The sequence below is a fragment of the Maribacter sp. 1_2014MBL_MicDiv genome (genome assembly GCF_001865655.1).
GTDB classification, from domain to species: domain Bacteria; phylum Bacteroidota; class Bacteroidia; order Flavobacteriales; family Flavobacteriaceae; genus Maribacter; species Maribacter dokdonensis.
The window spans coordinates 845,064-856,829 of sequence record NZ_CP011318.1 but is presented as its reverse complement, the minus strand read 5'-3'; the positions used below and the strand labels follow the sequence as shown (position 1 = coordinate 856,829).

Sequence of the window (11,766 nt, the reverse complement as noted above, 5' to 3'; positions counted from 1 at the left end):
GCTGTTAAATATAGCGATCGTATTAAAAATTTACGTATCTTAAAAAGGCTTAACTAATTCATATAGATTATGTTACGTAGATATATTCTTTTTTTGATTCTTTTTGCGGGTTGTGCAGGTTTATCTGTAAATGCACAAACATACCAATTACCAAAGGGCAAGAAGTTTCAAAAGGTAAAATTTCAGCTCATTAATAATCTTATGATTATTCCTGTAGAGGTAAACGGAACTGAATTGTCTTTTGTGTTAGATTCTGGTGTGGGCACGCCCATACTGTTCAATTTGGCGGATCAGGATTCCATTCAGTTGAATAATGTTACGGAGATAACCATTAACGGTTTGGGGGAAGGTGATCCCATTAACGCATTAAAGTCTACCAATAATAGGGTGGAACTGGGTGGTGTAAAGAATCTTTATCAAAATATTTATGTAGTGATGGATGCGGGAATTAATTTTTCTCCAAGTCTAGGTATTCCTGTGCATGGAATTATTGGGTATGATTTATTTAGGGATTTTGTTGTGGATGTCAATTATGTCAAAAAGACCATTAAGTTTTATGATCCAGCGCTTTATACATATAAAACGTCTAAGCATACTAGGGTAGTGGACATGTCGGTAATTAGAAGAAAAGCATATTTAGATGCTCATGTGATGATCAATAAAACCGATGAAATTCCTGTTAAGTTATTGTTGGATACGGGTAGTAGTGATGCGGTTTGGTTGTTTGAAGATGAGAGAATTCAACTTCCAAAAAAACACTATCAGGATTTTCTTGGCAAAGGTTTGGCGGGAGATATTTTTGGAAAAAGAACCAAAATAAATCATTTAAAGATTTCTGATTTTATTTTGAGCGATGCCAAGGCAGCATTTCCTGATATGGAAACATTTAATACTATTGCTGATTTTGGTGGTAGAAATGGCAGTCTTGGCGGGGAGATTATAAAGCGCTTTCATGTGGTGTTTGATTATGCTAATGAAAAGCTCATACTAACCAAGAATTCAAACTTTGGTAAACTATTTCAGTATAACATAAGTGGTATTGATCTTCAACATGCCGGTATGCGGTATGTTTCAGAAAGAATTACCGATGCTAACGGTGTTGTAAATAGTAATGCAAAATCTTATGGAGATGTTCAAATTTTGCTTCAAGGAGCTACAAGGTTGAGTTTGGTGCCAGAGATAATTGTATCGGGAATTCGTCAAGGGAGTCCGGCACATTCAGCAGGCTTGCGTGAGGGTGATGTAATTTTGGCTGTAAATGGTAAGCGTATTCATAGATACAAATTACAAGAGATCATGCACATGCTTAATGTAAAAAAAGATAAAAGGATAAAGGTTTTGGTTGAGCGTTATGACAATGATTTGTTGTTCAGCTTTGAGTTAAAACCCCTTTTTGATGATCAATAAGACAAAAAAAGCCCAACTTTTCAGTTGGGCTTTTAATTTTACATCAGTAATTTTTATTTGGTACCGGTAGAAGCTTTTACTTCTCCTTTGATCTTTAAAACTTTTGTTGGTGTATCTGCGTTAGATATTACCGTAATCGCTTTACGAATAGGTCCAACTCTGTTAGTATCATACTTAACTTGAATTTCACCTGTTTTACCTGGTAAAATTGGGTCTTCCGGTTTTTTTGGAATTGTACATCCACAGCTAGAACTTACTTTACTTACAATAAGCGGAGCAGTACCGGTGTTGGTAAATTCAAAAACTCTAACTCCGTCAGAACCTTTTGCTATTTCACCATAATCAACCGTTTCTGACTTAAACTCTATTTTGGCCGCAGTGTCTTGAGCGGTCAAGCTAAATCCTAGTAAGCCTACAAATAATACAAGTACTATTTTTTTCATCATTTTTAATTTTGGGTGGATTTCAAAATTAAATCTTTTCAGATCAACCTCAAAATCCTTTTGTTATACTCTAACGTTACTTATTTTTGTTTCGTATTTAATTTTAGGTAAAATTTAGCTGAAATGACCGTTAGAATGTCAGTTCGGCTTTATTTTTAATAACCACATATTTATTTATTCAAAAACTGTTCCAAATATGGAAATTCCTTCAAAATATAATCCGCAGTCCACAGAATCTCAATGGTATGAGTATTGGATGAAAAACGGATATTTTCATTCGGTTCCCGATGATAGGGAACCTTATAGTATTGTAATACCACCACCAAACGTAACCGGTATTCTTCATATGGGGCATATGCTGAACAATACTATACAAGATGTATTGATCAGAAGAGCTCGTTTATTAGGTAAAAATGCATGCTGGGTACCTGGTACGGATCACGCATCTATTGCTACAGAGGCAAAAGTGGTGGCTAAATTAAAAGAGCAAGGTATCAATAAAAATGACCTTACAAGGGAAGAGTTTTTGAAACATGCTTGGGACTGGACACACCAGTATGGAGGTATCATACTAGAGCAGTTAAAGAAATTGGGCTGTTCTTGTGATTGGGACCGTACAGCGTTCACTATGGACCAAGAAAGATATGATAGTGTTATAAAAGTGTTCATAGACCTTTATAATAAAGGGTTGATTTATCGCGGCTATCGTATGGTAAATTGGGATCCAGAGGCGCAAACAACCCTGTCTGATGAAGAAGTGGTGTATGAAGAAAAACAAGGTTTGTTGTACTATTTGTCATATGCCATAGAAGGTTCAGATGAAAAAGTGACCATTGCTACCACAAGACCAGAGACTATTTTGGGTGATACTGCTATATGTATTAACCCTAACGATGAGCGCTTTACCCATTTAAAAGGTAAAAACGTTATTGTTCCTATTTGTAATAGGGTAATACCTATTATAGAAGACGAGTACGTTGATGTAGAGTTCGGTACCGGTTGTTTAAAGGTGACACCTGCGCATGACATAAATGACAAAGCGCTAGGCGAAAAGCATAACTTGGAGACTATAGATATCTTTAATGATGATGCCACCTTAAATAGTTTTGGTATGCATTACGAGGGTAAAGATCGTTTTGTGGTTAGAAAAGAAATCTCAAAAGAATTGGAGGAAAAGGGTATTTTGGTAAAAACCGAAACCCATATCAATAAAGTAGGTACCTCAGAAAGAACCAAAGCTGTCATAGAACCTAAACTGTCTGATCAGTGGTTTTTAAAGATGGAAGATTTGGCAAAACCCGCTTTAGAAGCAGTGTTGGAAAGTGGAGATGTAAAACTGCATCCAAAGAAATTTGAAAATACATATCGCCATTGGATGGAGAACGTTCGTGATTGGAACATCTCTAGACAATTGTGGTGGGGACAACAGATACCGGCGTTCTATTTTGGTGACGGTCAAGAAGATTTTGTGGTTGCCGCTAATTTAAAGGAGGCATTAAAACTGGCAAAGGAGAAATCTGGCAATTCAGATTTGCAGGAAAGTGATTTAAGGCAAGATGCCGATGTGCTAGATACTTGGTTTTCATCTTGGTTATGGCCAATGAGTGTATTTGGAGGCATTATGGATCCGGATAATGAAGAGGTGAATTATTACTATCCTACCAACGATTTGGTTACGGGTCCGGATATTCTATTTTTCTGGGTAGCTAGAATGATAGTTGCTGGGTATGAGTTTAGAGGTAAAAAACCTTTTGAGAATGTTTATTTCACAGGCTTGGTAAGGGATAAGCAACGTCGCAAGATGTCTAAATCTTTGGGGAACTCGCCAGATGCATTAAAATTAATTGAAGATTATGGAGCGGATGGCGTACGCGTTGGTTTGTTGCTAAGTTCGGCGGCAGGTAACGATTTAATGTTCGATGAAGATCTGTGTCAGCAAGGAAAAAACTTTGCTAATAAAATTTGGAACGGTTTCCGATTGGTTAAAGGTTGGGAGGTTGCAGATATACCACAGCCCGAAGCATCAAAACTTGGTTTAGAGTGGTACGAGTCTAAATTGAACAAGACCTTGGTAGAGATAGAGGATCACTTTAGCAAGTTCCGTATTTCCGATGCTTTAATGTCAATTTATAAATTGGTTTGGGATGATTATAGTTCTTCTTTATTGGAGATTATTAAACCTGCATACCAACAACCTATTGATAAAATTACTTTTGATAAGGTAATTCAGCTATTTGAGCAGAACTTGAAATTGTTACATCCGTTCATGCCATTTTTGACCGAGGAGGTGTGGCAGCATATTTCAAAAAGGAGCGAGAGCGAAGCATTGGTGATTGCAAAGTGGCCAACAATAGGTAAAATAGATGAACAATTATTGGAAGAGTTCGATTTTGCTGCTGAGGTTATTGCCGGTATCAGAACTATAAGAAAGAACAAGAATATTCCTATGAAAGAAGCATTGGAATTATCTGTTTTAAATACCGAAAAGGTGAGCGATCGTTTTGATGTTGTTATATCAAAACTTACCAATGTTTCTGATATTGCTTATACAGAAGAGCAGTTAGAAGGTGCATTGACATTTAGGGTAAAGAGTAACGAATACTTTGTACCTATGGAAGGTGCTATAGATATTGAGGCTGAAATTGTGAAGATTAATGAAGAGTTGAAATATACCAAAGGATTCTTACAGTCTGTTCAAAAGAAATTATCTAATGAGCGTTTTGTCAATAATGCCCCTGAAAAGGTAATAGCAATTGAGCGTCAAAAATTAGCTGATGCCGAGGCTAAAATTGAAACTTTAGAAAAGAGTTTAGCAAGTTTAGGCTAATATTCTTTAATAAATAACAAAGCCTCATTCCTATTTTTGGGAGTGAGGCTTTTTCTATTGTTAAAATCATGGACACACTCAAGTGCTTTTTGTAAATTTAAATAGAACCAAAAAGCTTTGAAAATGAAATCATTAAGAAAAGAGGATATTAAACAAGAAGTGTTTGATCTTTACGATGCCTTTGCGCATAATAAACTAGAACGGCGAGACTTTGTGCAAAAACTATCAATGTACGCAGTAGGTGGTATTACGGTACCTTCGTTAATGAGTTTTTTAATGCCTGATTACGAAACTACGTTATTGGTTGATAAAAACAATCCTGATCTTGATTCTGGTTTTATTACCTATGATTCGCCAAAAGGCGGTGGGGAGATTAAGGCATTACTATCACAACCAAAATCAGCTGACGTAAAGTTACCGGGTATAGTGGTGGTACATGAAAATAGAGGTTTGAATCCGTATATTGAGGATACGGCAAGAAGAGCTGCTCTAGCGGGTTTTATCACGATTGCCCCAGATGCTTTAAGTCCGTTAGGTGGTTATCCGGGAAATGATGATGAAGGTAGGGAAATGCAACGGAAAAGAGACAGAAATGAAATGCTTGAGGATTTTATTGCAGCATTTAATTATTTAAAGAATCATGAAGGGTGTACAGGTAAGATAGGGGTTGTAGGTTTTTGTTTCGGTGGATGGATCTCTAATATGATGGCAGTGAAAGTGCCGGAATTAGCAGCTGCTGTTCCATTTTATGGCGGTCAGCCTACGGAAGGAATAGAAGATATAAACGCTCCTTTATTACTGCAATACGCAGGTTTGGACGAACGTGTAAATGCCGGATGGCCTGAATATGAAAAAAAGCTTAATGAGCTGGGTAAAGAAAATACAGCCTATTTCTATCCGAAAGTTAATCATGGTTTTCATAATACGTCAACTCCAAGATATGACGAACCGGCAGCAGAATTGGCATGGTCGCGAACCATTGATTTTTTTAAGGAAAATTTAATGTAAGTGGTTGGTTTTTAGTACTTCTAGTGAAGTGTGTTGATGGTATGCTGCTGATTTAGAGCTAGTAATCAATTCGTTTGAGTTAAGGGTAAAGGGGTAATGCCTTTAACTTTGTCATATAAACAATCTAAAAAAACACACATTATGAGAAGTCTATTATGGTTAGTAGCAGTTATTTGTATAATTATATGGTTATTAGGAATGTTAGGAATTGTTCCTGGACTTGCAACCGGTAGTTTAGTACATATTTTATTAGTGATTGCAGTTATTGTAATTCTATACAACATTATATCTGGTAAAAAAGTCCTGTAAGTACATTACATTAAGTAAATAATATACATACCCTTGAATTTATTCAAGGGTTTTTTTATGCGTATATAGTATCTTTAATACTATGATACGACCATATATACTAGCAGAAACAAACTGGAATCATTTAAAGGATGAAAATATAGAACTGGCGGTATTACCGTGGGGTGCAACAGAAGCACATAATTATCATCTGCCATATGGCACAGATAACTACCAAGCTGAAAATATGGTTGAAGCTGCGGGTAAGATCGCATGGGAAAAGGGTAAAAAAGTAATTATTTTGCCCACCATACCTTACGGTGTCAATACTGGGCAAAAGGATATTTATTTAGATATGAATTTAAATCCGTCTACCCAACTGGCAATATTGAAAGACTTGGTAACTGTTTTGGATAGACAGGGAATTAGAAAACTACTATTGTTCAATGGGCATGGTGGAAATAACTTTAAACCAATTGTTAGGGAACTGGGTTTATTGTTTCCAAAGATGTTCATCAGCTTCTGCTTTTTTCCACCAATGTTAGATAAATCTAAATATTTTAAGGAAAAAGGTGATCATGCAGATGAGATGGAGACTAGCCTAATGCTTTATTTAAGACCAGAACTGGTATTGGCGAAAGAATCATGGGGTAGTGGTAGTGCTAAAAAATTTAAGATCAAAGCTTATAATGAGGGTTGGGCTTGGGCAGAACGCCAATGGTCTAAAGTTAGTAGTGACACAGGTATAGGTAATCCGGAGTATGCTACTGCTGAAAAAGGAGAACGTTTTTTTAAAGATGTATGTGAAAAATTAGAAGATCTTATCTGTTCTCTTTGTGATGCGGATTTAGAAGATTTATATCATTGATTTTTAATGGCAATCAATTGTTCTGACGATGGTTCCGTACTGGCAGTTTTTTCAAGATTGTTATTCAAATCTATTTTTAAGGATAAAAGGGCACTTAAAATGATTATATTCTTAACTATATATTGCCCTGCCAAGGTAAAAACCAATTCACCTTTGCCAAAAATTTCTTCTGGTAATAAAAATAAAGGAGTAAACGTGAAAAGTATGTGAACTATAGCTATACTGATAAAAATCCTGGGTTTCCAGTTTGCAATGAGAAAGACACCTATTAAGGTTTCAACAACTGCTAATACAATTAAGCTTAAGGAGGAATGCAAAATTCCAAAAGTCAAAATTCCGATTGTATTGGTGGCTAAATCTTCGGCCGGACTTAGATTGGGTATAAATTTTATAAAGCCAAAAAATAGATAAACAAGTCCTATGGAGATTCTGAGAATGTTGAGTTTTAATTTTTCTAGTTGTTTCATTTGGCACGTGTCATATGTTTAAATAAAATTTTAAACTCTACTGCAACAACTATAAATTTAAATTAAATTTTACAAAAGGTCATTGTCCTGCCTTCAATTCTTTCGTAGCTAATTCAATATAAGCTTGCATGGCCTTTTTTTTGCTCATATTCTTGGCTTGAAAAAGGGCGTTTGCCTTAAATGCATTTATCAAAGGAGTTTTACTGCCTGGGTTTTCAAAATTAGCATTCGCTATTTTGTAATAGGCATAAAGTTTTAAAAGAACATCTGCAGGTATAGGTTCAGTATAGTTATTTACCAAATCAACCGTCTTCTCAAATTCAGTATGTAAGTTCGTCTTTTTCATTTGGGTCAATAAAAGTAGCAATACACGTGCCGGCGCCTTTAACTTTTTGGTTAAGTTTTACATTAATTTGGCAGTCTAGTGGTAAAAACAAATCTACTCTTGAGCCAAACTTGATAAAACCGGCATCGTCACCTTGCTGCACACTTTCACCTTCTTCAGCATAATTTACAATTCGTCTGGCCAATGCACCCGCAATTTGTCGGTAAAGAATTTCTCCGAATTTAGGTGTTTTTATGACTACCGTTGTTCTTTCGTTTTCTTCGCTTGATTTTGGGTGCCATGCTACTAGGTACTTACCTGGGTGATATTTTGAGAAAGTAATACTACCGCTTGCAGGGTATCTGGTAACATGTACGTTAACGGGAGACATGAAGATAGATACTTGCCTTCTCTTATCCTTAAAATATTCTTTCTCTTCTACTTCTTCAATAACTACAACCTTACCATCTACAGGAGACAAAATTTCATTAAAATCTTTTTTGGCCAGTCTTTTAGGGTTTCTAAAAAACTGTAGTATAATTATCAAGATAATTAAGCCAAGTATTTGTACCGTTAGCTTCAGCCATGCTATATCAATAAAGAAATGGGCCAATAGTATACTAACCCCAACAAGTAAAAAAGAAAACAATATTATTTTTTGTCCCTCTCTATGAAACATAACTAAAAATATTTAAAGTTAAATATGCAAACGGTGCTGCAAAAACCAAACTATCCAAACGATCAAGCATACCACCATGACCTGGTAATATGGCTCCACTATCCTTAACGCCAGCTTTTCGTTTGAATTTAGATTCTATTAAATCTCCTAAACTACCCGCAACAACTATAACAGTAGCAAGTATCATCCATTGAATAGGACTAATTAGCTCCTCAAAAGTTGCCATAAGATAAGCTGCTGCCAGTGCAAATATAAAACCTCCTAAAGTACCTTCAATAGTTTTTTTAGGAGAAACTGATGGAAAAAGTTTAGTACGCCCAATACTTTTGCCAACTAAATATGCAAATGAATCATTTACCCATATCAATATAAAAATGCCCATGATCAATAATTTGGCAAATGCATCATTTTTATAAGGTATCATAGTAAGAAAAATACATCCTCCACCAATGTAAAACAATCCTACTATAAATTTTAATGGAGTGTTGAGTACTAAAGGTTTTTTTGTGAAAAGGTTGATCAATAGAAAAATATCTACTACTATAGTAATTAGCATAAGTATATTAATAACCTGCTGGTCTTTTACCAAATATATAAATGCCCACCAAAGCGCTAAGTATGCTGCAAATATGTGATATCCTTTAAGACGAACCAATTTTTTATACTCGTAAAGGCATGCTAGTCCAAAGGTCATAAATAGAAAATCGAACGCATCAGAGCTTAAAAATACTGCTGACAGCAATAAAATGATATATACAGCCCCAGTTAATGACCTTCGTAAAATTTCTTTCATACTATAAATCTTCCAGTAGTAAAAGATAAAGATTTTTAGTACTACTACCATACGTTAGAAAATCATCTGAATTTTCTGCGGTAGCTTTAAAGTGTTTTAAAGTGGTTATGTTGGCCGGTATTTTTTGGCCATACTTCTTTTTTATGGTCTTAAGACCTTCTCCAATAGATTCTACCAATTGACTTGTAGTCGCAAATACAACTACGTTACTTGGTAATTCATTAACCTTTTTTTCCAGTAATTGGTTAGAGCAAACTAAAATACTACCATTTTGTGCAATTAAATGCTCGCAGGTAGTAAAGAATACTTCGCTTTGTCTAGCATTGTCGGTAAAGGTAATAGGTTCTTTAGAAAATTTTTGGGCTAGCCTTTCATTGAGAACAAAGAAAGGCTCATTCTCCCAATTATTTTCAGTAATTATGTTCTGTATGGCTCGTGAAACCTCATTGTCAGAATCGCAATAGATAAATTTACCTCCATTCTGTTTAAAATGAATAGTAAATTTTTCATCAACAGGTATATTTAAATCGGGCATATGGTCACCACGCGTTTCTGCTGTTTCTTTCGAAACTTTCTTCTTGCCGCCACCAAATAAAATATCTAAAAACCCCATTTATACTATTGAACTAATTGCTTATCTAAAGTACTGCAATTTTACTTATTTTCAGTAATTTCTTGCTGCTCTGTAGAATTATTATCCTCTTCTTCTTTAAGTTTCTTTTCGTTTTCTAACGCTAAAATATCTTTTTCAAAATTTCGCTTACCAAAGATTTTTTCCAAATCTTCCTTAAAGATAACCTCTTTCTCCAACAATCGTTCTGCTAAAGTGGTTAGTTTATCTTTATTGTCCGTTAAAACTTTAATGGCACGTTGATACTGTTCTTCAATAATTTTTGAAATTTCGGCATCTATTTTACGAGCGGTGTCTTCGCTATACGGTTTTGAGAATCCATAAGAATCTTGACCTGATGAATCATAATAAGTAATGTTTCCTATTTCATCATTAAGTCCGTATATAGTAACCATTGCCCTAGCTTGTTTGGTTACTTTCTCCAGGTCACTCAAAGCGCCTGTGGAAATTTTGTTGAAAATTACCTTTTCAGCAGCTCTACCGCCCATAGTTGCACACATTTCATCAAGCATTTGTTCAGGCCTAACGATCAAGCGCTCTTCAGGTAAATACCAAGCTGCTCCTAAAGATTGTCCTCTTGGTACAATAGTAACTTTTACTAACGGTGCAGCGTGTTCTAGCATCCAGCTTGTGGTTGCGTGACCAGCTTCGTGGTAAGCAATGGTTTCTTTTTCACCAGGTGTTATAATCTTATTTTTCTTTTCAAGACCACCAACAATTCTATCTACAGCGTCTAGGAAATCTTGTTTGGTTACCGCTTTCTTTTCATTACGAGCAGCTATTAAAGCGGCTTCATTACATACATTGGCGATATCAGCACCTGAGAAACCAGGTGTTTGTCTTGCCAAGAAATCTAAATCTAAAGTCTCAGCAGTTTTAATAGGTCTTAAATGAACTTCAAAAATTTCCTTACGCTCACGAATATCCGGTAGGTCAACATAAATCTGTCTATCAAATCTACCGGCACGCATTAATGCTTTATCCAAAACATCTGCACGGTTGGTAGCGGCAAGTACTATTACATTGGTGTTAGTGCCAAAACCATCCATTTCGGTCAATAGCTGGTTCAATGTATTTTCACGTTCATCATTAGATCCCGTGAAGTTATTTTTTCCTCTGGCTCTACCTATAGCATCAATTTCATCAATAAATATAATTGCTGGAGATTTGTCTTTAGCTTGCTTGAATAAATCACGTACTCTAGATGCACCTACACCTACGAACATTTCAACGAAATCTGATCCGGATAAAGAAAAGAAAGGTACCTTAGCTTCACCTGCAACGGCTTTGGCCAAAAGTGTTTTACCTGTTCCTGGAGGTCCTACTAGTAATGCACCTTTTGGTATTTTACCACCTAATGATGTATACTTATCCGGGTTTCTTAAGAATTCTACGATCTCTTCAACTTCTTCTTTTGCACCTTCTAAACCGGCAACATCTTTAAAAGAAGTTCTTGTATCTGTCTTTTCGTCAAACAACTTCGCTTTAGATTTTCCGATGTTGAAGATCTGGCCACCGGCACCGCCTCCGCCTCCGCCAGACATTCTACGCATTAGATAGATCCAAATACCAATAATCAATACAAATGGTAATAAGGATAAAAGGAAATCTAAAATGGCTGTAGATTCTTTTCCAAATTCAATAATGGTATCTAAATTGTTCTCTTTTTTGATTTCAGTTATTTCATTTTGAAATATTTGAAGATCACCATAGTCTAAGGTATACTGAGGTACATTGCCAGATGATGGAAGAAAGGACTTCTCGTTTACATCTTTATGTACTTCTTTTGCGATGGCCTCATCGGTTAAAAAAACCTTAGCTTGATTGGTATTGGTGATGATCAATATCTTTTTTACATCGCCATTTCTCAAATACTGCTGTAATTCTGAAGTAGTCGTTTTTTGTGTGCTAGCTAAGTCATCACTATTGAACAGTTGGAATCCAATAAGTAATACTGCTACCAATCCGTAAATCCACCAAGAACTAAATTTTGGTTTTTTCGGACTTGTTTTGTTTTCTTTTGCCATTTT

The 11,766-nt window shown here is 35.6% G+C and carries 12 protein-coding genes; 5 read left to right on the top strand and 7 right to left on the bottom strand.

What is annotated here, in order from left to right; translation table 11 throughout:
* Positions 1 to 69 precede the first annotated feature (69 nt).
* The gene (locus YQ22_RS03530; protein ID WP_071340085.1) at positions 70 to 1,407 is read left to right on the top strand and encodes an aspartyl protease family protein; all 1,338 of its coding nucleotides are present in this window, start codon (positions 70 to 72) and stop codon (positions 1,405 to 1,407) included.
* A gap of 53 nt (positions 1,408 to 1,460) precedes the next feature.
* Here YQ22_RS03530 and YQ22_RS03525 read toward each other — a convergent pair whose 3' ends face one another.
* Positions 1,461 to 1,853, bottom strand: a complete 393-nt coding sequence (locus YQ22_RS03525) for a DUF1573 domain-containing protein (RefSeq protein ID WP_082643031.1) — start codon at positions 1,851 to 1,853, stop codon at positions 1,461 to 1,463.
* 193 nt (positions 1,854 to 2,046) lie between these two features.
* Between YQ22_RS03525 and YQ22_RS03520 the strand changes: the two genes are divergently transcribed.
* The 4 genes from YQ22_RS03520 (at position 2,047) to YQ22_RS03505 (ending at position 6,841) form a co-directional block, all read left to right on the top strand.
* Positions 2,047 to 4,677 carry a valine--tRNA ligase gene (locus YQ22_RS03520; protein ID WP_071340084.1) on the top strand — a complete coding sequence of 877 codons (2,631 nt, stop codon included), beginning with the start codon at positions 2,047 to 2,049 and terminating at the stop codon, positions 4,675 to 4,677.
* A 123-nt stretch (positions 4,678 to 4,800) separates the two neighbouring features.
* A complete protein-coding gene (locus YQ22_RS03515) occupies positions 4,801 to 5,685 on the top strand; it encodes a dienelactone hydrolase family protein (protein ID WP_071340083.1) in 885 nt (294 codons plus the stop codon).
* Between the two features lie 141 nt (positions 5,686 to 5,826).
* Entirely contained in the window at positions 5,827 to 5,994 is a 168-nt protein-coding gene (locus YQ22_RS03510; RefSeq protein ID WP_027067903.1) for a lmo0937 family membrane protein, read from the top strand.
* Positions 5,995 to 6,076: 82 nt separating this feature from the next.
* Positions 6,077 to 6,841: a creatininase family protein gene (locus YQ22_RS03505; RefSeq protein WP_198033510.1), complete on the top strand. Its 765-nt coding sequence runs from the start codon at positions 6,077 to 6,079 to the stop codon at positions 6,839 to 6,841.
* Here the strand turns inward: YQ22_RS03505 and YQ22_RS03500 are convergent.
* The 6 genes from YQ22_RS03500 to ftsH all read right to left on the bottom strand — a co-directional run bounded on the left by YQ22_RS03500 (position 6,835) and on the right by ftsH (position 11,763).
* Positions 6,835 to 7,308: a hypothetical protein gene (locus YQ22_RS03500; protein ID WP_058105957.1), complete on the bottom strand. Its 474-nt coding sequence runs from the start codon at positions 7,306 to 7,308 to the stop codon at positions 6,835 to 6,837. The two genes, YQ22_RS03505 and YQ22_RS03500, sit on opposite strands and share 7 nt — an antisense overlap.
* Positions 7,309 to 7,387: 79 nt before the next feature.
* Positions 7,388 to 7,654, bottom strand: coding sequence for an acyl-CoA-binding protein (locus YQ22_RS03495; protein WP_058105958.1), 267 nt, complete (start codon positions 7,652 to 7,654; stop codon positions 7,388 to 7,390).
* Positions 7,629 to 8,312 (bottom strand): phosphatidylserine decarboxylase family protein, encoded by a 684-nt coding sequence (locus tag YQ22_RS03490; protein ID WP_058105959.1) that lies wholly within the window; start codon positions 8,310 to 8,312, stop codon positions 7,629 to 7,631. The genes YQ22_RS03495 and YQ22_RS03490 overlap by 26 nt, the downstream gene beginning before the upstream one ends.
* Positions 8,302 to 9,105, bottom strand: coding sequence for a phosphatidate cytidylyltransferase (locus YQ22_RS03485; protein WP_071340081.1), 804 nt, complete (start codon positions 9,103 to 9,105; stop codon positions 8,302 to 8,304). Before YQ22_RS03485 ends, YQ22_RS03490 begins: the two co-directional genes overlap by 11 nt.
* Before the next feature lies 1 nt (position 9,106).
* Positions 9,107 to 9,718, bottom strand: coding sequence for an LUD domain-containing protein (locus tag YQ22_RS03480; protein ID WP_071340080.1), 612 nt, complete (start codon positions 9,716 to 9,718; stop codon positions 9,107 to 9,109).
* Positions 9,719 to 9,759: 41 nt separating this feature from the next.
* A complete protein-coding gene (ftsH, locus tag YQ22_RS03475; RefSeq protein WP_071340079.1) occupies positions 9,760 to 11,763 on the bottom strand; it encodes an ATP-dependent zinc metalloprotease FtsH in 2,004 nt (667 codons plus the stop codon).
* Positions 11,764 to 11,766 lie beyond the last annotated feature (3 nt).

Coding starts and splice junctions, on each gene's coding strand:
- YQ22_RS03530 (WP_071340085.1), top strand. CDS start 70: ATGTTACGTAGATATATTCTTTTTTTGATTCTTTTTGCGGGTTGTGCA.
- YQ22_RS03525 (WP_082643031.1), bottom strand. CDS start 1,853: ATGATGAAAAAAATAGTACTTGTATTATTTGTAGGCTTACTAGGATTT.
- YQ22_RS03520 (WP_071340084.1), top strand. CDS start 2,047: ATGGAAATTCCTTCAAAATATAATCCGCAGTCCACAGAATCTCAATGG.
- YQ22_RS03515 (WP_071340083.1), top strand. CDS start 4,801: ATGAAATCATTAAGAAAAGAGGATATTAAACAAGAAGTGTTTGATCTT.
- YQ22_RS03510 (WP_027067903.1), top strand. CDS start 5,827: ATGAGAAGTCTATTATGGTTAGTAGCAGTTATTTGTATAATTATATGG.
- YQ22_RS03505 (WP_198033510.1), top strand. CDS start 6,077: ATGATACGACCATATATACTAGCAGAAACAAACTGGAATCATTTAAAG.
- YQ22_RS03500 (WP_058105957.1), bottom strand. CDS start 7,308: ATGAAACAACTAGAAAAATTAAAACTCAACATTCTCAGAATCTCCATA.
- YQ22_RS03495 (WP_058105958.1), bottom strand. CDS start 7,654: ATGAAAAAGACGAACTTACATACTGAATTTGAGAAGACGGTTGATTTG.
- YQ22_RS03490 (WP_058105959.1), bottom strand. CDS start 8,312: ATGTTTCATAGAGAGGGACAAAAAATAATATTGTTTTCTTTTTTACTT.
- YQ22_RS03485 (WP_071340081.1), bottom strand. CDS start 9,105: ATGAAAGAAATTTTACGAAGGTCATTAACTGGGGCTGTATATATCATT.
- YQ22_RS03480 (WP_071340080.1), bottom strand. CDS start 9,718: ATGGGGTTTTTAGATATTTTATTTGGTGGCGGCAAGAAGAAAGTTTCG.
- ftsH (WP_071340079.1), bottom strand. CDS start 11,763: ATGGCAAAAGAAAACAAAACAAGTCCGAAAAAACCAAAATTTAGTTCT.